We start from the raw sequence: 22,758 nt of genomic DNA on the forward strand, positions 1-22,758 counted from the left end.
TCTGTGCATTTACTTTTGAATACTTTGATTTAGCTGTGCGTAAGCTTCCTCAAAACCTGTCAACGATATGGGCAAGGTAACTTGCTGGTTTTCAGATTTTTGAAACGCTATTAGCATAGTCTGTCCATTGTGCATTTGTTTCAAAAGCTCATTGTCGATTTTCACTATACTTTGGCAAGACTTCTCGTCACAGCCTGAGAATGGCACTTGTATGGATGCAAAATCGTCGATTTTTACTCCTACACCATTTTTTGTGAGTGTATTTTTTGGAAGCTTTATTTTCAATACTGGAAAATCTTGCGAATAGGAGTAGTCAACGTTGACGCCCAATAGCACTTTTTTTGCTTCTTTGTCTTTGGCAACGAGCTGGCTAAGCGTACACACAGACGAATCATTACATAGCAAACTCCAACTACCAAAGTCACTTGTGGTTACAGCCCATGAAAAAACGATGCAAGTACTAAACTAACTGCTACTAAATATTTCACTTTCACCTCTTAGCAAAACGGGGAGCGCACGCTCCCCCTCTTTTATGACAACTTTATTGCTTCCGCTTTCTTATAACAAGCGTAGCAAACATTGCACTTAGCATTAGAAATAGAGTATTGGGTGTTGGCACAGATACAGGATCAGGTACAAACACAGTAACGGCATTCTGGTTCATATTAACAACGCCAGAACCATCGAAAGTGAGGCCGGTTACAAATGCGTCCGGCGTAGGCTCGAGCATATTCGAAACATCAATTCCCATAATTCTGAAGCGGTCAACTGGGGTATTGAAGTCGTACTCCTCACCACCAGTGATATCTGTGCCTGTATCGAACCAATCCATCAGAACATTGTCCCAAAGAAATAGGTCAAACATGTCGTCGTCGTAACCTTCAGGCAAAAGCACTGACGCGATGTTTGGACCACTATTTACAATATAGTCATAGCCTACTGCCACATCTGGGTCGATGAATACAAGTTCATCTGGATCATCGATAGAGAATTCAAATTCATAGTCTGTCGGTGTTTCTGGATTAACAATTGGCAATATAGGGTTTTCTGGAGTATCACCCGGTAGTACGCCATCGCGAATAGCAAACTTCCAAATACCAGGCGTGCCCGTGTTGCTGTTACTTTCGTCTATATCAGCGATAGCGGCGGTTTGAGACCCCGGCACAGTGAAAAAGTTTTCCCCATCTCCCGCGTCATAACCCGCTTGTGCTGGAACGCCGTTTGACGCACTACCTGAAGTCCAGCCGATATCTTCATATCTAAACTCAACGTCGAAATTTCCCGCACCTGTGTCTTCCCGATCAATTAACACTAATTGGAACGTGTTTGTGGGGTTACTGTTTTGACTGTAGTAACCAACATCGTTCCATGTCACTACCAGCGTGTTTTCATTCGGTGAACCGATAAACACGTCGCCACACTCTGCACAGCGCGTATCTACATCGCCCCAAAATGGCGCGATCATTGGCTGGTTGCTTATGGGGAAGGGTCTTGGCGTAAAGGAGCTCACGGTGCCATTGAAGGTTATATTACCGTTATTGTTAATGAAGAATCTATCGTATGAAGTACCAAAGAAATTTACGCCACTATCGAAGGCAAGCGATTCAAATGCGTCAAATACGATAGCGCCCGATGAACCGTCGTCGTTACCATTCATCGCTAAGTTACCAAATCCACTTTCAGTAGAGCCTTCCCAGCCGGAAAGGAGCACTGAAGCATTGGCTGTGGTGCTTGAGATTGAGAATGCTAGCGCTGCGCTCGCCAACAGGGATAATGAAAAACGCGAAGACTTTTTCATGTATACGTCCTTGTAGTTTATGTTAATAAGAATTTCATTATTTAGCAGACCCGATTTAGCAAAGTGTAAGCCAAATCTAAAATAGCTTTTAAATACAGAAGCTTAAAAAATAAATAATGAATTAGTTTAATATAATGTAAAAAAACCTGACATCCTTGTCTTTAGATTTTCAGACGTACTATCGCTTGTATTCAGCAGGTATGCCTTTGCCTGGTGTGCTCATTTTAATAAACTCGCGTAGGTCTTGGTTGGACTGTTTTAAGTCGTCGCGACGCAGATACATCATGTGGCCGCTGCGATATCCCTTAAAGCTCAAACGGTCTTTTAAATTGCCACTTTGATCGAGCTGCCACATCGTATACTTGGCATCAAAGTAGTTCGTTGCGCCGTCGTAATAGCCAGCTTGAATCATCACATTCAGATACGGGTTTTGCGCCATGGCTAATCGCAAGTTCTCACCCGATTGATTATTGCTTCTATCCCACGGGTGCACGTTTCCAAACATGTTGTACTTAATATCAGTTTTGTAGTTTAACTCTTCACGCAAATAGTAATTAATAGCGGGCGTGAACGAATGAAGCCATGATGTTAGCTCAGCCCAATAGTCAGGGCGGTCGCCGCTTTGCTTAGCATCTATACCCAAATAGCGGCTGTCTAAACGACCTAGCGTCTTCCCTTCGTCGCGCAGTAAGTCTTTCCAGAAAAATGCAGTGCTCACGTCTAAGTTGTTTTGCGCAATAGACGCTTCACTTAACCCAGAATAGCGTGCCATTTGCGTTAACACATCTCGCTTTTCCGTTTCACCAATGAAGCCACCTTTGGCCAGAGCAGGAATAAGCGTATTGATGGTGAAGTCTTCAACTTCAGGCAATAGCTCAGTAAGATCTTTGTTTTGCAACGCGGGTTCAAGCTTATTGTGATACCACGCCGCGGCAGCAAAATAAGGCAGTCGATTAGCGGCTTTTACCGGCCCGTTGCGCTCTATACCAATATCGGTTGGCGATACAAGCACAACGCCGTTTAAGTACATCCATTGGCGATTTTGAAGCTCTAATGCTAATCCTGACACACGCGTCGTGCCGTAACTTTCACCGATAAGATATTTAGGTGAACGCCAGCGATTATTACGCGTTACAAAAGTATTCACCCAGTCTGCCAAATAGCTAATATCGGCATTTACACCAAAGAACATTTTCTGCTGTTCATCTTGCGATGGCATGCTGCCGTCAGCTTTAGGCAGCACGCGGCTGTACCCTGTATTCACTGGGTTAACAAACACAATGTCAGCCACATCCAAAATGGAGTAAGGATTGGTTTGAACACCATAGGGCTGAACTGGATAGCCTTCATCGTCAATATTAAGAATACGAGGGCCTGTGTAGGCTACATGCATCCACACTGACGCAGAGCCTGGACCACCGTTAAAAGAAATAATAAGCGGGCGCTCAGTATTCTCTTTTACGTCAGTGCGCTGATAGTAAGTGTAAAACAAAGTGGCAACCGCTTCGTCTTTACTGTTCCAAACCGGTTGAGTACCCGTGGTAGCACTGTACTTTACGCGCTTGCCTAGGATTTTAGTTTCGTGCTCTGTCACTACACTGCTATCAATTTTTATTGAACGAGCATGGGCAGATGCGCTTTCTTCTTGCGCTGAAGCACTGGTAGTTAAGCTTACAAAAGCAATTAAGGCTGCCGTTAACCATGCTAGGGTCGCGTGCGATTGCGCTTTGTGTTTATTTTTACCCAGACTTAATAATACGGGCGATGTATTTCTAACTAAGGATTGAATATTCATCATTATTATCTTTGAGTGTCGTTAATTTTATCTTTTTTGTGTTGTCTTTGTATTGCACGCTTTACTATATCGCTGTTCACATGACAGCTTAGCAATGAACGACAAAACGACCAATTTCTTCGATACATTTCTGTAACACGGTTAAGCCTTTCAAATATTCTCAGGGCCATTGATTTTTATGTGTGTAATGAGTTCAGGGAAAAACGTTAAGAATCTCGCTTCAATCTCGTCTCTGTTCGCATTAATATCATCCACAGCAAGATGAAACGTGTTGGGAAAACGAATACGTTTAGCAACCACAGTAATCGCCTTAGCAATGCCCTCTTCCTTAGCATAATCTTCAAACCAGTCATGGGTTATCATATGCCCGACACTGTGCTGCATCGTTCTTGGCATAGTGGGCAATCGCTGTTCTAACAATGCGAAACTTTGTTCCCTGAATTCGTCAAAACCCTGTGTTGTAAACGACGCCCAATGTTTAATTAGCAAGTGATCGAAGTAGATATCCAGCGCCACAGGTGCAAAGCGCCGACGACTTTTATGAAATAACGCCTTTGCTGCTAAGACGCTGGTATGACTGTCGGTGAACCTATCGACTTCATAGTGGTTTTTAAGACCTAGCCGTACCGCTTGTCCAAACTCTTTAATATCAACACCCCGCCTGAAATCACCGAGTAGGTTACCGAATTGAGAATCGGCAGTTGGTCGGGCTAAGAAAAGATGGGCAAGATAATTCATTTTGTAATTTATTGGCCTCTATTTTAAGTTGTAAGGGCTTGTAGGTATCAAGTAAAATTGCGGTTCAATTCAGATACGCTGAATTTTGTGCTTTTATAAACCGAAACTGCCGAAACTAGCGTTGGCAGCAGCCAAATTCAAATGTAACTGAAAAACCGTAGCACTTAAAATTGAGTTTCAACATGTCTGTAATTTCCACTTCTGAAGTCACGTCTCTACTTTCACCAATCAATGCCTTTTTACATTGCGAGACGCCACAGTCGTGGATAGACGAAGCGCAGAAAGAGGAAAACCTTCGCGTTATCCTTACTGACCACCTAATTTGCGAGCTTAAAGCGGCTCAGTCGGCTATGTACCTACTTCGCCGCTATGTAGCCGATGAGGAAACCAGTAAGGTATTGCTGGGCTGGTTGAAACCTTACGAAGACTTCACTTACCGCCACGAAGGCGATTGGCAATCGCTTAATACTAAGCACCTTTCCAAAAATGTATTTAACACTGAAGGGCTAGACCCTTTTAAAAAAGACATGCTTGATAAAATGGTCATGCTAATTAAAGAAGAGCTTCATCATTTTTACCAAGTGCTAGAAATTATGCACGAGTTGGGGTTTGAATATAAGTCGGTAACATCCAGTCGTTACGCCAATGGCTTGTTGCGTCACGTACGCACTTACGAACCTGAAAAGCTTGTCGACAAGCTCATTTGTGGTGCCTACATTGAAGCGCGCTCCTGTGAACGCTTTGCCAAACTTGCGCCGTATGTTTCCGAAGATTTAGGCAAGTTCTATGTGTCGCTGTTGCGCTCTGAGGCCAGACACTTTGAAGACTACCTAACGCTGGCTGGGCAAATCGCTAAAACTGATATTTCAGAGCGCGTTGCCCACTTCGGAAACGTTGAAAGATCATTGATTGAAAGCGACGATGACGAATTGCGTTTCCACTCAGGCGCACCACGCTAAAGTTAACGCTTTGCATCCGTTTATAAATTAATCAATTTATGTTGACGGCTTAGTCATTCTGCTGCACACTCAATTTGTAAACATATTGTTAACGGCAGTGTTTAGCGCTTTGCGCTGTGTTTGTGTTTCCTTGGTTTTACGGTTAATCCGTGTGTTCTCCCTGCCTCACAACAATATTTTTTAAAATAATAACGTTGGTGAACAAGGCAGGACTTTATGATTTTGAATCATTTAATTGGTATTTACACTCATCCAAAAGAAGAGTGGCAAACCATTGATACCAAACACGAAACCTATTTTTACGCGCTTACCCATATCGCTTTTATATCTCTCATTCCATCACTCGTGGCCTATTATTCCAGTGCCCATACTGGCTGGAGTATCGGCGCAGGTGACATAATTCGCCTTAGCGAAAATACCGCCATTATGATGGGTATAGGCATGTATTTTGGCTTGATTGCAGGCGTAGTCGCATTGGCTGTACTTATTCATGAGTTGGCTAAAGCGTTTGATGCGACGCCAACTTATACGCAGTCGCTGGAACTTGCGGCCTACACGGCTACACCGTTGTTTATGGTGGGCTTCGCAGGTCTTTACCCAGAACTCTGGGTAGTGATGACGGCGCTGTTAGTCGGTATTAGCTATTCGGTATACCTGCTCTACTCTGGCGTGCCAATTTTGATGCATATGCCAGAAGATAAAGGGTTCATTTACTCAAGCTCGGTAGTGACATGTGGGCTAGTATTGCTCGTTATTCTAATGACAGGTTCAGTTTTGGTGTGGGGACTGTCTGGCGGGCCAGTATTTGTTCACTAGCCTCTTTCATTGAAATAAAGCATTAAAAAAGCCGCTTTAAAAAGCGGCTTTTTGTTATATCAAAGAGCGTCTTACATTAATCAGCGGCATCAATATTATGCACATCAAGGTTGCTAAGCTCTGCTTGCACCACTGGCGCTTTTCTTGACGCTTCACCGCGCGACATATCAATTCGCTCAAGGTACTCTTGGTCGATATCCGCAGTAATATAGTTACCATCAAAAACAGACGTTTCAAAACGCTGAATGGTTTCGTTCTCTTCGCGAACGGCATCTACTAAGTCAGAAATGTCTTGGAAGATAAGGCCATCTGCTTGGATAAGCTCTGCAATTTGATCTATTTCACGACCATAAGCAATCAGTTCGTTTGCCGATGGCATATCAATACCATACACATTTGGGAAACGAATTTCTGGAGCAGCTGACGCAAAGTATACTTTCTTCGCACCTGACTCACGCGCCATCTCAATGATTTGACCCGATGTAGTACCGCGCACGATAGAGTCATCGACAAGCAGTACACTCTTACCTTTAAACTCAGATGAGATTGCGTTTAGCTTACGGCGTACTGATTTTTTACGCATGGTTTGGCCAGGCATAATGAAAGTACGTCCAATGTAGCGGTTTTTAACGAAGCCTTGGCGATATGGCAAATCCAGTGTGTTTGCGATTTGAAGCGCCACATCCATCGACGTTTCAGGAATAGGAATAACCACGTCGATATCCAGATCTGCCCATTCGCGCTTAATTTTTTCACCTAGCTTACGGCCCATGTTTACACGCGATGCATAAACTGAAATGCCATCTATGAAGCTATCTGGGCGAGCAAAATAAACAAACTCAAAGATACACGGAGAGGTTACTGGATTCTCGGCACACTGTCTGGTGTGCAGTTGACCCTCTTCGGTAATGAATACCGCTTCACCTGGCATTACATCGCGTACAAACTGGAAGCCAACAGCATCAAGCGCCACGCTTTCAGATGCCACCATCCATTCCTCACCCAGCTCGCTCATACGCTTACCGAGTGCTAGAGGACGAATACCGTGCGGGTCGCGAAACGCTACAATACCTTGGCCGATGATGGCCGCAACAACTGCGTAGGCACCACGAATTTTCTTATGAACTTTCGTTACCACTTCAAAAATGTGTTCGGCACTTACGCTTAAACCTGCTACCTGCTGCAGTTCATGCGCAAGAATGTTAAGCAATAATTCTGAATCTGAGGTGGTGTTGATGTGGCGGCGTGCAATGCGGAATACTTCTTCCTGTAGCTCATGGGCGTTGGTGAGGTTGCCGTTATGAGCAAAGGCAATACCAAACGGCGAGTTCACATAAAACGGTTGCGCCTCTGCAGAGCTTGATGTACCCGCGGTAGGATAGCGAACATGGCCAATACCCATGTTGCCAGACAGCCTCTTCATATGACGCGTATGGAAAACATCTCGAACCAAACCATTTGCCTTACGCAAATTAAACATATTTTGGTCGATAGTCATTATGCCTGCGGCATCCTGTCCACGGTGTTGAATAACCGTTAGACCGTCGTACAGTGACTGAGCTACGGGCGTTTTACCAACTATTCCGACTATACCACACATGTGCGTTACCTATTTCAAGCGGGATTTAAGAAACTGGAGGAGTCTTTCACATAGCTGAAAAACCACTCAATGATGACACCAAACTCTGGAATGAGTACCGATGCTTGCCACCAATCTGAGGAAGCTGCACCAGTAAAGGTATCCATAAAAAAGAGCAATGCGCTAACTATAAGCACGCCACGCAGTGCGCCAAAAACTATACCGAGGGCCCTATCTGTTCCAGACAGCCCAGTTGCCTGAACCAATTGGCTAATCACGTAATTGATCATGCCGCCAAGAATGAGCGTGGTGACAAACAATGCTGCAATTGCAGCACCGTTTTTTAAGTAAGGATCGTCAATGGCTGTGAAGTAAACGGCGAGGTCAGCGTAGAAATTGCTTGAAATAAAGAGTGCAGCAAACCATACCACTAACGAGATGGCTTCTTTAACAAACCCTCTGATCAGGCTTATTAAGGTAGATACCGCAATGATACCCAGTATGGAAAAGTCTACCCAGTTCATCGTCTCTTTATTGCGTTGATGTTGCTTTTTATCGTAAAGCAACGAGCCTTTGGCGAGATGGCGCGCATTCTAACAGAAGATAAAAATATTACTAGTCTGTAATACCAATCCCTGTTGCTCTGTCCGTGCTTAATTCGAATTCGATTAGCACCAAGAACAATGCGCACTATTCAACTTTGAACGTAGTGACCTTACCTTTAAGGCTCGTCAGCTCTTTTAAATGCGGTAGTGCCGATTCCAGTTTCTTCTTGTCTAAATCCGGGCCAACGAAAACTTTATTAAGCGGGCCAGAACTGGTCTGAATTTTGCGACTAAACGCACGATATCCAGCCTTTTCTAGCTTAGCTAACAGCGCTTTTACGTTTTTCTCGTGGCGGAAGCTACCAAGTTGAATAACCCAACCAGCGTCATCGTCTGCGGCACTTTTTGTATTAACCACCGTTTGGCTTGCTAGATTGTCCTCTTCTTCAAAGGTTTTCACCGCTGGCGCTTTTGCGGTAGTGGCTTCACCTGCACGACCACTTTCCCCTGCGCCAGAAGAATCCAGATCATCATCTAATGCCGTTTCATCTTGAATTTCAACCGCTGGCACCGCAGCTTTCGCCACGCGCTCTGATGGAAAAGATTCTGGCTCTACGATGGGCTTTTTAGGCGGATTAGCAGGTACAGAGACAAAAGGTTCTCTGTTTGTTTGCTTTTTGCCATCAAGAAAGTCTGGTAAAAAGATTACCGCTAGGGCGACAACAATAATTGTCCCCACCAGTCTATTCTTTAATGCCGATGTCACTGTGCTCTCCTGCTTGAATACACGGTTTTACTCTACAATGCGCGTGTTAGTTTTGCTCAGCAAGCACGTCTGCTACGGTAACAAAAGAACCAAAAACGAGAATAAGTTCACCAGTTTGATAATCTGCAAGCGCGCGCTGATATGCCGAGGTCACGTCCTGAAACGTGTCTATATTCTCTATGGTTGTGCCGGCATTAACAAGTGCATTTTCAAGTACTTCTGCCTTGCAGCCCCGAGGACCACTCGTTGACGCTACGTACCACTTGGCATTAAGTGTCGCCAGTGGCGCTAAGGTCTCTGCAATAGACTTATCTTTTAGCATGCCCACCACAACGCGCATTTGGCTTACATCGTAACGGTTTAGCCAATCTTGCATAGCTGTCGTCGCTTGTGGATTATGGGCAACGTCAACAACTACGAGGGGTGATTCACTAATAGTCTGCTGACGCCCGGGCATGGTGGTATTTTCAATAATATCTCTAACCACATGTTCTTCGGGCAGCAAGTCTAAAAGTTCTAGCGCGGCCAACGCAGTACTCGCATTTTGAAGTGGAATTTTAGGATAAGGTAGCGACGTATAACTATTGCTCTTCCCTCTCCAGCTCCACTCACTGTAATCACTTGCTACCACTGTTTCGAAATCTTGTGTAGCCCAACGTACGTTAGCTTGTAGCTCGTTAGCCACATCGTAAAGCGATGATGGAGGAAACAGCTCACCAACTACTGCATTGCCGTTTTTGCGCATAATGCCCGCTTTTTCCCGAGCAATTTTTTCACGGGTATTGCCAAGCCAATCTTGATGGTCAAGATCGATAGTTGTAATAACAGCAAGGTCGGGATCAACAATGTTGGTGGCATCCAAACGTCCGCCTAGGCCTACTTCAAGAATGACCACATCAACAGCCCATGACTGCATCATTTTCATGGCAGCCAGTGTACCGAACTCAAAGTAAGTTAGAGTAATAGGTTCGCCACCCGTGTCTTTTCGCGCGCTCTCAACAAACTCAAATGCATTTACAAATTCATCGGCAGGCGGTAATTCGCCGTTGTAACGCACGCGTTCACGATAGTCGGTTAAATGGGGTGAACTGTATACCGCAACACTTTTGCCTTGCGAAAGCATGGCCTGCTCAAGTAAGCGGCACGTTGTGCCTTTACCGTTTGTGCCTGCTACAGTAATAACCAAAGACTGGCTGAGTGAGAGTGCCATGGCATTGGCCACTTCTTTCACTCTGTCTAGCCCCATATCGATGGCGCTAGGATGAATAGATTCTAGGTAGGATAACCACTGGCTCAGGCTTTTTTGCGAAGGTGAAGACGCTGAGGCGTTTTCTGCGTGTGGCGCTGAGCCAGTATTTAGATTGTTTTCGTTATTCACTAATTCTTATAATGCAACTTTACCAACAGGCTGTGTAATCTATCACGCATATCTCTGCGGTCAACAATCATATCAATTGCACCTTTTTCAACAAGGAATTCACTGCGTTGGAAACCTTCAGGCAGCTTTTCTCTTACTGTTTGTTCGATTACACGAGGGCCCGCGAAGCCGATAAGCGCTTTTGGCTCGGCTACGTTTACGTCACCAAGCATTGCCAAACTTGCAGATACACCACCCATTGTAGGGTCTGTAAGTACACTGATATAAGGCAGGCCTTTCTTACTCATTTTGGCAAGCGCTGCAGATGTTTTAGCCATTTGCATTAGCGACATCAGTGCTTCTTGCATACGCGCACCGCCACTAGCACTAAAGCAAATAAGCGGCATATCGTTTTCTAAGCATGCATTAACAGCAGCAACGAAGCGAGCCCCTACAACCGATGCCATTGAGCCGCCCATAAACGCAAACTCAAAACACGCAACCACTACCGGCATACCTTTTAGCTTGCCCTGCATTACCACTAGTGCGTCTTTTTCGTTTGTTGCCTTCTGTGCAGCAACAATACGGTCTTTATAACGCTTAGAGTCTTTGAATTTAAGTACGTCTTGTGGCTCGTGCTCTGCACCTAACTCAACGCGATCGCCATCGTCTAGGAACGCATCGATACGGCGGCGTGCCGTAATACGCATGTGATGGTCACATTTAGGGCAAACTTCCTGAAGTTTTTCCAGTTCGCTCTTATATAGCACAGCTTGGCATGAACCACACTTCGTCCAGATACCTTCTGGTACGTTACCTTTGGTTGATGTTTGCGTGCGAGGAAGAATTTTTTGAATCCAGCTCATGGAAATTGAATCCTTTGTTTTTTGTTTGCCGACCATGACGATTGATGTTTGTTCATACTTGTGGTCAACAACACATTAATTTTTTAAGTTTCATACTGTATTACAAAGAAAAAATACGTAACACAATAGAACAGCTACCTAATATAGCGCGCTATTAGACCACAATACAACGAAATGGAAAAAACAAAACTGGTCTTAGAAGTTGGCAAGGGATGATTTGAAGATACACGCTTCAATACAACCTGAGTTAACTGCTAGCCGATGTGCAGCTAACTCAGATTGAAAAATTTAAAGGCGAAGGTAGATAGATTAGGCTTCTGGAAGGAATAGCGGCCCTAAAGGCGGCTTAGGCAAACCGTGCTCGTCTGGGTATGTGACATCGACCAAGTACAACCCATTTGGCTTCGCCGTGGCTGCAGATTTACTTCTGTCTTTCAGGCTTAACAAGTGAGCTATCCAATTTACGTCTTGCTCCCCTGCCCCAATCTCAACTAGCGCGCCCGTGATATTGCGAACCATATGGTGCAAGAAAGCATTGGCGCGAATATCGATAATAACGTATCGCCCTTGGCGATATACGCTTACGTCAGTAACGTTGCGAAATGGTGTTTTACTTTGGCACAACGCTGCGCGAAAAGAGGTAAAATCTTGTTCGCCTAGCAATGCTTGTGCGGCAACATGCATTTTTTTCTCGTCTAATTCGCGGTGAATATGGGTAACACCGGAATGGAGAATAGCAGGACGCATTTTCGCATTATGAATAACGTAACGATAGCGGCGATGGGTAGCAGAAAAACGTGCATGGAAGTCATCGCTGACGTTCTTTGCCCAGGTAACAGCAACAGAGTTAGGCAGATTCGCATTTACGCCGAGTGTCCAAGCGCGCTCTGAGCGTGGTGCATCACAGTTAAAGTGAACCACTTGCCCAGTAGCATGTACACCAGCATCGGTACGTCCAGCGCACTGCACTTCAATGGGTTCGTTGGCTACTGTCGATAGTGCCTTTTCAAGATGTTCCTGAACACTTGGTACTTCACGCTGGCGTTGCCATCCGTATACAGCAGCACCGTCGTATTCAATCCCTAAGGCAATTCGCCCCATATCTGTATTACCCCGTTTCTGAAAAGGCGCTAAGTGTAGTCATGTCGCTTGCAACATGCAATGGCGCTAATACGCAAAACTCTTTTAGGTCATAGAAAATAAATGTACATCACCTAAAACAAAAACGGCCTGTATATCTTGTAAATATACTGGCCGTCCAAAATCTCAAACGAGAGCGCGGTTATGCGCATAAGAGCAAACTACTTAAGCAATATTCGCTAAAATCGATGCGGCTTCCTGTTTTTGCTCTTCGCTACCCTCTTTCATCACTTCTTCAAGTAACTCTTTTGCAGCGTCCACATCGTCCATTTCAATATAGGCACGAGCCAAATCCAAGTTAGCGTTTTGCCCTGCGTCTTTATCTATATCAATCACCGTATCTTCATCAGATACACCTGTGAAGTCAGATAAACTTACATCAAGATCTAGCGCTTGGCTATCCGGGTCAATAGCATCTGCATCATCGCCATCGTCCATTAAAGCCTCCACATCGAGGAAGTCTTCTGGTGGCGTTTGCGCGTCACTTTCACCATCGACATCACTAAGTAAGGCGGCAAGATCTAAATCAGGGTTATCGAGTTTAAGATCATCCTCTTGAGCCTTTTCAGTCTCAACGGATTGAGCCTCTTGTTCGTCCTCTTCAATTTCAGTTGGCGTGGCAATATCCAATTCCACATCATCTGGAATTTCAAGGTCGTCTAATGCAAGTTCCGAATCATCTTCTTCAAGGGCGAAAGTATCTTCGTCGCCTTCTTGCTCAGACTCAAAAGCACCATCTTCGTCTAGCTCAAAGGTTTCATCTTCTTCGTCTAGTTCAAACGTATCATCGCTTTCGTCGAATCCAAGGTTGTCGTCACTCCCTTCTAACTCGAATGTGGCTTCATCATCTTCCTGCTCAAGTTCGAAAGTATCTTCACTCTCTGCTGAAGATGCTTCTGGATCCTGACCGTCGTCATCACTTTCAATTTCACTGGTGTCGACATCACTTGTATCAACAATAGCGTCTGACTCAAGACTTTGAAGAAGCTCATCGAACTCAGCACTGTCAAGATCGTCAAGAATCTCGTTGTCGTCTACATGATCGTCGTCATCGGAAGCAGACAGCCAGTCGTCAAGGCCAGGAACATCGTCAAGTTCGTTAAAGTCTTCTTCGCTGTTCTTATCTGAATCGCTTTGGTTTAAATCAGTTTCTTCAGGTGAACTCGATTCTTCAGCAGCACTAGATTCTGATGATATTTCGTCACCTTCATCTTCACCGTCTACTACACCGTCAATTTCTTGCTCTAATTCAAAGCTTTCTACTTCGTCATACGCAGCGTTTAACAGGCTGTCGTCGTATTCATCACTGTCTTCTGCTGAAGCATCTTCCGCTGGCGCTGATGGCTTTTCCTGCGCTAATGGCTCTTCCGTATCCATCTGACTGAACGAAGGAATATCATCCATCATCTGTCTTTCAAACGCCTCAATAGCGTCATCTAGTGGATCGTCTGACGTTTGCCCTGCCTTTTCTTCAGCGTCTTCATCGACAGCGTCGAGCTCTGGCTCTACGTCTGTTTCTGGCTGTAGTTCTGCCTCGGCTTCCGTTTCTAGCTCTACTTCATCTTCCGAGTCGGCTTCAGGCTCAGCTTCGAATTCTAGCTCTGATTCTGGCTCTGGCTCAGATTCAAGTTCCGCCTCTAATTCTGGCTCAAGCTCAGCGTCTTGTTCTGCATCTACTTCAGTGTCAAACTCTGGTTCACCTTCGGCTTCCGCCTCTAGCTCTACTTCATCTTCCAAGTCGGCTTCAGGTTCAGCTTCAGTTTCAGGTTCAACTTTTTCTTCTGGTTCTTGGTCTTGTTCTGTTTCAGAATCGATATCCTGTTCTAATTCAGATTCAAGCTCAGGCTCAGCTTCAAATTCAAGCTCTGACTCCGTCGCTGGTTCAGACTCAAGTTCTGTTTCTAGTTCAGGCTCAATATCAGCGTCTTGTTCTGCTTCTACCTCAGTGCCAAACTCCGGCTCTGAATCTAGTTTTGACTCCGTTTTACCCTCGGCTTCCGTCTCTAACTCTATTTCATCTTCCGAGTCGGCTTTAAGTTCAGCTTCACGTTCAGCTTTTTCTTCTGGTTCCTGGTCTTGTTCTGTTTCAGAATCGAAATCCTGTTCGAATTCAGATTCAAGCTCAGGCTCAGCTTCAAATTCAAGCTCTGACTCCGTCGCTGGTTCAGACTCAAGTTCTGTTTCTAGTTCAGGCTCAATATCAGCGTCTTGTTCTGCTTCTACCTCAGTGCCAAACTCCGGCTCTGAATCTAGTTCTGACTCCGTTTTATCCTGGGCTTCCGTCTCTAACTCTACTGCATCTTCCGAGGCGGCTTCAGGCTCAGCTTTTTCTTCTGCTTCTTGGTCTAGTTCTGTTTCAGAATCGAAATCCTGTTCGAATTCAGATTCAGAATCAGCTTCAAATTCTAGCTCTGATTCCGGCTCCGGCTCAGACTCAAGTTCCGCTTCTAGTTCAGGCTCAATCTCAGCATCTTGCTCTGCTTCTACTTCAGTGCCAAGCTCTGATTCTAGTTCTGACTGCGGTTCACCTTCGGCTTCCGTCTCAAGTTCTACTTCATCTTCAAAGTCAGCTTCTCGCTCAGCTTCTGCTTCTGACTCGCTCAAAGCTTCAGGTTCGAACTCTGCATCTGTTTCATCATCAGGTTCTATTTCAGACTCAAGCTCAGAAAGTAGCTCGTCTGTCAGCAAATCTACATCTTCACTGCTTTTAGATTCTTCAGCTTCTAGTTCAGCAAGTAACTCATCAGTTAGCGGGTCGCTAAAATCATCTTCGCTAGCACCTTCTTCATCGCTTTCAGGCGTTTCAAGGTCTACGTCTTCATCGTGAGCTTCAGGACTAACTTCAGGCTCGCTATCCAACTCTGCTTCAAGCTCTGCAAGTAGTTCATCAGTAAACGGATCGTCAAAATCACCTTCCTCATCGGATTGAGTAGGTAAATCGCTAGAAGCGCTTTCATCGAGCTCTTCATCAGCTAAGGGCAGTTGATCCGCTGAAGGCATTTGATCCGCTGAGGGCATTTGATCCGCTGAAGGCTCTTCAGCAAGCTCATCTTCCGCCTGTAGTTCAGCAATAAGCTCATCGGAAAGAGGGTCACTGAAGTCCGCGTTAGTTTCGATTTCGTCCGTGACTATTTCGTCTAAATCGTCGGTAATGGCATCAAGACTCTGAATAGACTGCGGCGACGGCGAAGATGTTGTTATTTCTTCCTCAAGGTCATCCTCGTCTTCGTCATCTTCTTCACCTAGGCCACCCATCATTTCGATTTGCTCAATTTCATTTAACAAATCGTCGGTGATTTTATCAATTTCTTTATTTTGCTGATTAATCTCGTCGTCGAGCTTGCTCAGCATATCCTCATTGATAAGGTCGTCATTGCTGTCTAGCTCATCAGTAAGACCTGCATCAACGCCGTGCTCTTCTAGCAAATCGTCAATACTGATTTCAGGCTTATCGTCCTCATCTTCTACGCTTGGCAAAGAAGAAACACTTTCTGTTTCTTCGTCAGCGTCAGATAAGTCATCAACTGAGCTGGCAAGCAACGCGTCGATATCGTCTTCATCAACATTGTCAGATTCAGCGGTTCCGTTGACCTCAGCCAGTATGTCGTCAGGGTCTATGTCGCCCGACTCATCTAGCTCATCACTCTCAAGTTCTGCCGCGTCTTGGCTTTGTACATCATCAAGCAAGTCATCAATGTCAAAATCATCGTCATCTGTCGAGGCCGCCTCGTCAGCAACTTCCGTCTTTGGATCGCTTTCATCGGCAGCATCTTCATCAAAGATGTCGTCATCCCCTGACAGGTCGAAGCCTTCAAGGTCGTCAGTGTCGTTTTCGTTTAATACTTTATCTGACAGGTCATCGTCATCAAACAGACTATCTAGTTCACTTTGATCAAGCTCATCATCGCCAGCTTCAAACAAGTCATCACTGCCATCGTCTGGCACCAACATGTCGTCTTCAAGGTCAGCGAAGGTTTCTAGTTCGTCATCTAGGCTTTCTTCTAAATCTGAGGTAAGTACGTCATCAAGTAGGTCGTCGTCATTGAACAAGTCATCATCTGACAACTCTGCTTTATCATCAAAGTCAGGGACCAGTGCACTTGAAAGATCGCCAATGTCAGAATCAGGTACCGGCACTTCATCGTTATCGGCTGTAATCGTAGGTCCAGCCGCAGGCGCTTCGTCAGGCTTACTATTACGTTTTAGCAGCCACATGATAAGACCACCAACTAACAATAGTGACAGAATTGCAGAGCCTATGATTAGACTGAGTGGGCTGGTAAGTGCGCTTAAAAACGAAGACTGCTTTTCTGCTTCGCGCTGCGCTTGCTCGGCCTTGATCATGTCGAGCAATTCTTGCTGAAGCGCCACTTGCATATCTAGCTGGCTCTTAACATCTCCTTCGACTTGCCCACGCAAGGTTTCTAGTTCGCCATTAACGGCCTCAACACGCTCGTACAAGCGTCTGTTTTCGTTAAGAATTGCTTCAACATTTTCCAATGAGGCTGCAAACTGCATACGCAGTTCGTCGAATTGTCGGGTTTGCTCCTGATCCAAGCGAGTGATTTTCTGCTCAATATCAGTTTGGGTTTGAGTTAAGTCTTGTTGATTGACTAAAGGCGATGCAGGCTTGATATTTCTTACGCTACTGCCGGGCTTATTAAGCAATTCAGCAAATGCTCTATCATCCTGCTCAGCGCGCATCTGGGCTTTTTGCTTATCAATTCTGGCAATATAGCGCTCTGATGGTAGCTTTAATACCGCACCATCAACTAATAAATTTAAATTGCCGTTTTCAAATGCGTTTGGATTGAGCTCGTAAATGGCGGTCATAACCTGATATACGCTCAGGTTATTGTTTTGGCGATAGCGCTCAGCAATGCGCCATAGGGTATCGTTGGCGTCGATAGGGCCGTATTCTAGGCCCGAATACTGATCAGTTGCGTCTTTGGGACCTTTTAAGAAGGTAGCGCGTTCTTGTGCATCAACAGTGATAATAGGGCCAGACAAACAAAGTGTTAGTAAAAGTAAGCCCGTCAAATGCAATTTCATAGCAGTCCTATATGCCCTCAAGCGTCTTTACCACCCGAGACGTATGGGCGGATTTTCTAGCCAATCAGTACGGAAGAAAATATTGGCTTTTATTTTTATTCTTAAGCCACCTTGAAACCATTAATAATCAAGCCAGCGTTTTACAGTCTTTTTGAACTTAGCAGTAAGATTTATTTGCGCTTTATAGAATTCTTACCCTTCGCCTAAGTGTCTGACTGAGTATTGTTTTTAACGTTGTTCTATTCCTAACTTTACAAACTATAAACCAGTTATTAAGGGTGATCTAGTTAGACAGTAGTATTGAAGCGCTCTAATGCTCAAATTTTCGCTAAAAACCGCCATTTCGTTGCTTCAAATACATTCACTCTATCGTGTTGAACACTGCCGCTTTGATGCATTAAATGCTTTTATCAATTGTAACAGGTAATGCCCCTTTCATTGCATATCGGCAAGCACAGAAAAATGTTTACCTTTTCCTGTGCTTATCCGATTAATCAGAGGCTGAACCTCTGTAGAATACTTACAAGTAGTCGCGAATGAGTGTTTCAGCAATTTGAATGCTGTTTGTCGCTGCACCTTTGCGAATGTTGTCTGACACCACCCACAAATTTAAACCACAAGGATGAGTAATATCATTCCTGATACGCCCTACATGCACAATGTCGTTGCCGCTAGCACTGCTTACTTGCGTTGGGAATTGCTCATTGCCGTCGTAAACTGTTACGCCTGGCGCATCGGCTAAAAGCTCTTTAACATGCTGCGCATCTATTGGCGAACGCGTTTCAAGGTGAATGGCCTCAGCATGTCCGTAGAAAACCGGCACGCGCACAGCCGTCGCGTTTACCAAAATACTTTGATCGCCCATGATTTTTTGGGTTTCCCACAGCATTTTCATTTCTTCTTTGGTGTAGTCGTTGTCTTGGAATACGTCGATTTGAGGTATGACATTAAAGGCAATTTGGCGACTAAACGACTCTGGCTTTACTTCACGTGCGTTTAGCAAACCTGCGGTTTGTTTAGCCAGTTCTTCCATGGCTTCTTTACCTGCACCAGAAACTGACTGGTATGTGCACACGTTAATACGGTCAATACCAACAGCGTCTTGAATAGGTTTAAGTGCAACCAACATTTGAATGGTTGAGCAATTTGGGTTCGCAATAATGTTTCTATTGCGAAACTCTGCCAGTGCATGGGCGTTAACTTCTGGCACCACAAGTGGGATATCTGGCTCGTAACGAAACTCTGAAGTATTGTCGATAACAATACAGCCTTCCTCTGCCGCTATCGGAGCAAATTTTGCAGAAATGCTGCCTCCAGCTGAGAAAAAGCCAAATTGCACTAATGACCAGTCGAAATCATCAGCATCTAATACTTCAATGTCTTCGCCTTTAAACGACACGGTACTACCTGCTGAACGTTTACTGGCAAGCGGATACAAACGGTTTACCGGAAAGTCTCGCTCTTCTAATAGTTCAATCATGGTTTGGCCCACTAGACCTGTGGCGCCAAGTACCGCTACGTCAAACGCTTGCGACATAATGCTTTATGCTCCTAATATTAAAATAACTAAACCAGACTTACGTGAAAGCCCAGTTTGGTGAATGTGTCTTGGATTTGCTTACTGGTGTTTTTTGGCAAGTGTAACGCATAGGCGCTGCACTCGCGACGCACTCTGTATTGCTTGCGCAATGTAGAGAACGTATTTGCTATGTGTGTCTCTGGCGTTTCATTATGGCCTGACGCAAACGCGTTTCGCGTTATCTCATCGTCAATAGCTACATCATACACATCGTGGAATACGGCAATGAGATCCTCAACCGACAACCGCACCGCCTCAGGCGAATTTAACGCAACTTTGATCGGATTGGTTTTCTCTAAAAAGTCGCTAAGCACTTTGTCTGGGGCTTTGCCCACTACGTCACAAATTTGCTCGTAAATCATTTGCGTACCGCGCACTTTGCCTTCTACAGAGTGCCCCGCGATATGTGGTGTAACGAACCAAACATAGTCAAATAATGCTGTATTTATGGCAGGCTCATTGTCGAATACGTCGAGTACCACCGTTGGCGGTTTTTCACCTCGAAGTACACTAAGTAGTGCCACTTCATCAATAACCTCACCCCGGCATGCATTTATAAGCAGCTGGTTTGACGTTAATCCTTCCAGAAACGCTTCGTCTATCATCTGATATGTAGGATATTCGCCGCCTTTAATAAAAGGCACGTGAAGCGAGATAACATCGCACTTTGCTATTTGCGCTAAGTCTACAAATGACTGACCGTTATGCTCCTTCTTACCAGATTTTGCTAGCGCTTGCTGTAGCGGTGGGTCATACAGACAGTGTTTAACGCCAATTGCCATTAAAATTCTTGATAATGCAGTTCCCACATTACCCGCACCTACTATTCCCACTGTCGCATTATATAAATCGAGCTTTTGGGCTTTTTGCGCGTGCAGCAAAACACTTAACACGTACTCGGCAACCGCAACAGCATTACAGCCTGCCGCACTGCTATGCATAATACCCACGCTATCTAAATGCGTTTTATCTAGATGATTGGTTCCCGCCGTTGCCGTAGTAACAAACTTGAGCTTGTTAGCCTTGGTTAGCAGTTCAGGGGTAACCTTGGTAGTAGAACGTAGCGCAAGAATATCTACATCGCGCAGCATTTCAGGCACAAGAGATTGCCATGCATAGGTTTCAACCTCACCTACGCTATTAAGGTAATCGGTGCCAAACGGAATGGTGTCTTCAAGAAGTATTTTCATGGTGCTAAGTGTACCTTAACTTAGGCTTTTAGTAACCCAGCGCCCTTGATTTATCTTGTCGGTGATTCGTTTAATTTACGTCATTTTGATGCACGTTTGGCCGCAACATTAAAGAGACGGCCGAAGTTCATACAATCCTTTAACACGGGAACGCTTGAAGCAAACCGCTTTAGCTCACGTTTTTTGTCCACCTCACCCTTTGCGAACGTGGTATTGGATAACGTTAACTTTAAATAGTTACTTGTCGTAACCAGGGAAACGGCGTTCAACGCGTCGTTTAATACCCGGCCATGCTAACGAACCACCAGCCTGCCGAGTGACTTGATCGGCTTGTGTACGAATGCCATCTAGAATTGCCGAATGAATTGGAATAAGCGGTTTGCCTGTGGCCTGCGCTTTTAACTGAATTTCACAGGCGCGCTGCATAATAAACATAAACAAGAATGCATCGGGAATATTGTCTGCACAGGTTAAAAGCCCGTGATTGCGCAAAATCATAAATTGGGTATCGCCAAGGTCGCGAACCAATCGCACTTTTTCTTCTGGGTTTAGCGCCACGCCTTCGTAGGCATGATAGGAAAGCGACGCCAGCGGGAAAAGCGACTGTTGCGAGTAAGGCTGCAGCCCTTCTTCTAAAATGGATACCGCCACACCTTCTGCTGTATGCAAATGCAACACACATTTGGCATCGTCTCTAGCCTCATGAACAGCGCTATGAATAGTAAATCCTGCTGGGTTAATGTCGTACTCACTTTCCATTACCTTGTTACCGTGTAAATCAACTTTAACCAAGTTTGATGCCGTAACTTCATCAAACATTAAACCGTAGGGATTAATCAAGAAATGATGGTCAGGCCCAGGAACACGAGCAGAAATATGGGTAAAAATAAGGTCGTCCCAACCATACATAGCAACTGCGCGATAACATGCGGCAAGATCAACACGGGTTTGCCATTCTTCACTGCTAACTTTCGACTTTACTGAATCTGTCATAGCTTTACTCTTTTAACGTACAAATTAATTTCATTTGAGGCGGGTGAGCCCTAGGTGGAAGGCTCGATACCTTGAGCGTTTCAATGAAACTTCCACTTACTTTTTCTTACCGCCTACATTACGCGCAGTAATTGCTATACACTGTCGGATATACGACATTGTAAGAAATTTGTTAAATGGAAAAGTTTAAACCTGTTCTCGCTAGCTCTACTTGGTTTGGCGCGATCCCACCCTATTTGCAGGAAGCCATGTTCGACAAGATGCGCCTAAAACACCTAAAAGCCGGGCAGCAACTGCATGCCAAAGGTGAAGACGGTGTCGGTTTCTATGGTGTATGCGAGGGCCGTTTAAGAGTTGTCACTGTGGGCGTGGATGGTCGCGAAATGCTATTTGCGCTACTGGGCCCCGGCACCTGGTTTGGTGAGATATCGATGTTTGACGACCTCCCTCGTACTCACGACAACTTCTGTGAGACAAATTGCACCGTGGCGATTATTCAAAAGAACGCGTTTAAAGCACTGCTTGAACAGTTCCCTGAACTTTACCCGCATTTCACCCGCCTTTTATGCACACGAGTGCGCAGCGCGTTTCAATTTATTGACTCAAGTGCGGGTCTTAGCCTTAAGCACCAGCTGGTAAAACGGCTTTTAATGCTTACCACCAGCTATGGTCAGCATTTGCCCAAACATAACGCGATTACACTTACGCTTTCGCAAGAGTCTTTAGCGCAAATGATAAATAGCAGTAGGCAGACGGTGAACCAGTTATTAGGTGAACTTCAACAAGAAGGTTTGGTAAAACGGCATTACGGGAAAATCACTATTCCCGAGCCAGATACCTTGTTTAGTCGTTATCAGTTTATTTAACTTGACGCTTCCGCCACATTACTGGGTCTTTCCTTCGTATTTCAATCGCATAGATGTATAGAGTATTTCATCTGTTGATGAAGTACCCTAATGACGAAAGTACCGTCATCGACTTTTTTAAAGAAGACCATGTCCTATGAACTGGCAATTGAAAGTAATTCTTTCTGATATACTCTGCTGAAGTACCAAAACTAGGTTTTTCCGCCAGAATAACTAGAGCTTCGTGTAGGGCAACAAGATAGGCTTCAGCTTGAGTTACGCCATGAATATTGGCTGAATAATCGTAAATCCCGGAGATATCTTCCTCTGCTTTATTAGAGAGGGTATATTTATTCATTCTGAGGCTCGAGTTTTCTTAGCTTGAATAATATCTAAAACATTCTTATCACTTTTCCCACTCAATTCACCTTCTATGAGAGCTAAGCTAATTGCCTCTCGCTCACTCTGATTGCGACGTACTAAATCGCGAATATAATCACTAGCATTAGCAAATTTGCCAGTTTTTACTTGTTCATCAATCCACGTACGCATTTCGTCAGGAAGCGACACATTTAAAGTTGCCATTGTCTATTTCCGAATGTTCACCACCCTAAATTTATGGCAAACATTGACAAAGATTGCCAATTAAGTAATGAAAGTTAGGTTTAACCGATAGCTCAGAGCACTTAGTTGAACGACAAATTTAGTGTCACTCGAAACAGTGCGCTTAGTAAAAATTT

General features: G+C 44.7%; 19 protein-coding genes. 3 read left to right on the forward strand and 16 right to left on the reverse strand.

The window, feature by feature from the left end; translation table 11 throughout:
- Positions 1-9 precede the first annotated feature (9 nt).
- From MASE_RS11590 to MASE_RS11605, 4 genes are all read right to left on the reverse strand, one after another.
- Positions 10-384 carry an invasion associated locus B family protein gene (locus MASE_RS11590; RefSeq protein WP_014949935.1) on the reverse strand — a complete coding sequence of 125 codons (375 nt, stop codon included), beginning with the start codon at positions 382-384 and terminating at the stop codon, positions 10-12.
- Positions 385-541: 157 nt separating this feature from the next.
- Complete coding sequence (locus MASE_RS11595; RefSeq protein ID WP_014949936.1) at positions 542-1,798, reverse strand: nidogen-like domain-containing protein; 1,257 nt, start codon at positions 1,796-1,798, stop codon at positions 542-544.
- 178 nt (positions 1,799-1,976) lie between these two features.
- Entirely contained in the window at positions 1,977-3,593 is a 1,617-nt protein-coding gene (locus tag MASE_RS11600; RefSeq protein ID WP_014949937.1) for a S10 family peptidase, read from the reverse strand.
- 150 nt (positions 3,594-3,743) lie between these two features.
- Positions 3,744-4,331, reverse strand: coding sequence for an acyl carrier protein phosphodiesterase (locus MASE_RS11605; RefSeq protein WP_014949938.1), 588 nt, complete (start codon positions 4,329-4,331; stop codon positions 3,744-3,746).
- Positions 4,332-4,513: 182 nt separating this feature from the next.
- On the opposite strand from MASE_RS11605, the gene miaE reads away from it, so the two are divergent.
- On the forward strand, positions 4,514-5,290 hold the full coding sequence (gene miaE / locus MASE_RS11610) for a tRNA isopentenyl-2-thiomethyl-A-37 hydroxylase MiaE (protein WP_014949939.1): 777 nt from the start codon (positions 4,514-4,516) through the stop codon (positions 5,288-5,290).
- Positions 5,291-5,506: 216 nt separating this feature from the next.
- Positions 5,507-6,106, forward strand: a complete 600-nt coding sequence (locus MASE_RS11615) for a Yip1 family protein (protein WP_014949940.1) — start codon at positions 5,507-5,509, stop codon at positions 6,104-6,106.
- A gap of 76 nt (positions 6,107-6,182) precedes the next feature.
- Here the strand turns inward: MASE_RS11615 and purF are convergent, their stop codons facing one another.
- The 10 genes from purF to MASE_RS11665 form a co-directional block, all read right to left on the reverse strand.
- Positions 6,183-7,706 carry an amidophosphoribosyltransferase gene (gene purF / locus MASE_RS11620; RefSeq protein WP_014949941.1) on the reverse strand — a complete coding sequence of 508 codons (1,524 nt, stop codon included), beginning with the start codon at positions 7,704-7,706 and terminating at the stop codon, positions 6,183-6,185.
- Positions 7,707-7,720: 14 nt separating this feature from the next.
- The gene (locus tag MASE_RS11625) at positions 7,721-8,209 is read right to left on the reverse strand and encodes a CvpA family protein (protein WP_014949942.1); all 489 of its coding nucleotides are present in this window, start codon (positions 8,207-8,209) and stop codon (positions 7,721-7,723) included.
- A gap of 166 nt (positions 8,210-8,375) precedes the next feature.
- Positions 8,376-8,996, reverse strand: coding sequence for an SPOR domain-containing protein (locus MASE_RS11630; RefSeq protein WP_014949943.1), 621 nt, complete (start codon positions 8,994-8,996; stop codon positions 8,376-8,378).
- A gap of 46 nt (positions 8,997-9,042) precedes the next feature.
- On the reverse strand, positions 9,043-10,374 hold the full coding sequence (gene folC, locus MASE_RS11635) for a bifunctional tetrahydrofolate synthase/dihydrofolate synthase (RefSeq protein ID WP_014949944.1): 1,332 nt from the start codon (positions 10,372-10,374) through the stop codon (positions 9,043-9,045).
- The gene (gene accD / locus MASE_RS11640; protein ID WP_014949945.1) at positions 10,374-11,219 is read right to left on the reverse strand and encodes an acetyl-CoA carboxylase, carboxyltransferase subunit beta; all 846 of its coding nucleotides are present in this window, start codon (positions 11,217-11,219) and stop codon (positions 10,374-10,376) included. Before accD ends, folC begins: the two co-directional genes overlap by 1 nt.
- A 309-nt stretch (positions 11,220-11,528) precedes the next feature.
- Positions 11,529-12,320 (reverse strand): tRNA pseudouridine(38-40) synthase TruA, encoded by a 792-nt coding sequence (truA, locus tag MASE_RS11645; RefSeq protein WP_014949946.1) that lies wholly within the window; start codon positions 12,318-12,320, stop codon positions 11,529-11,531.
- A 204-nt stretch (positions 12,321-12,524) separates the two neighbouring features.
- Positions 12,525-17,411, reverse strand: coding sequence for a FimV/HubP family polar landmark protein (locus tag MASE_RS11650; RefSeq protein ID WP_014949947.1), 4,887 nt, complete (start codon positions 17,409-17,411; stop codon positions 12,525-12,527).
- Positions 17,412-17,931: 520 nt separating this feature from the next.
- A complete protein-coding gene (locus tag MASE_RS11655) occupies positions 17,932-18,948 on the reverse strand; it encodes an aspartate-semialdehyde dehydrogenase (protein WP_014949948.1) in 1,017 nt (338 codons plus the stop codon).
- Between the two features lie 29 nt (positions 18,949-18,977).
- Positions 18,978-20,180, reverse strand: a complete 1,203-nt coding sequence (locus MASE_RS11660; RefSeq protein WP_014949949.1) for a 4-phosphoerythronate dehydrogenase — start codon at positions 20,178-20,180, stop codon at positions 18,978-18,980.
- Positions 20,181-20,417: 237 nt separating this feature from the next.
- Positions 20,418-21,173 carry a class II aldolase/adducin family protein gene (locus MASE_RS11665; protein WP_014949950.1) on the reverse strand — a complete coding sequence of 252 codons (756 nt, stop codon included), beginning with the start codon at positions 21,171-21,173 and terminating at the stop codon, positions 20,418-20,420.
- 176 nt (positions 21,174-21,349) lie between these two features.
- Here MASE_RS11665 and MASE_RS11670 point away from each other — a divergent pair, with 176 nt between their 5' ends.
- Positions 21,350-22,039, forward strand: coding sequence for a Crp/Fnr family transcriptional regulator (locus MASE_RS11670; RefSeq protein ID WP_014949951.1), 690 nt, complete (start codon positions 21,350-21,352; stop codon positions 22,037-22,039).
- A 67-nt stretch (positions 22,040-22,106) separates the two neighbouring features.
- Here the strand turns inward: MASE_RS11670 and MASE_RS11675 are convergent, their stop codons facing one another.
- Both MASE_RS11675 and MASE_RS11680 read right to left on the reverse strand, forming a co-directional pair.
- Positions 22,107-22,376 carry a type II toxin-antitoxin system RelE/ParE family toxin gene (locus MASE_RS11675; RefSeq protein WP_014949952.1) on the reverse strand — a complete coding sequence of 90 codons (270 nt, stop codon included), beginning with the start codon at positions 22,374-22,376 and terminating at the stop codon, positions 22,107-22,109.
- Positions 22,373-22,603, reverse strand: a complete 231-nt coding sequence (locus tag MASE_RS11680) for a type II toxin-antitoxin system ParD family antitoxin (protein ID WP_012518842.1) — start codon at positions 22,601-22,603, stop codon at positions 22,373-22,375. Before MASE_RS11680 ends, MASE_RS11675 begins: the two co-directional genes overlap by 4 nt.
- Positions 22,604-22,758 lie beyond the last annotated feature (155 nt).

Source organism: Alteromonas macleodii ATCC 27126 (assembly GCF_000172635.2).
Taxonomy (GTDB): Bacteria; Pseudomonadota; Gammaproteobacteria; order Enterobacterales; family Alteromonadaceae; genus Alteromonas; species Alteromonas macleodii.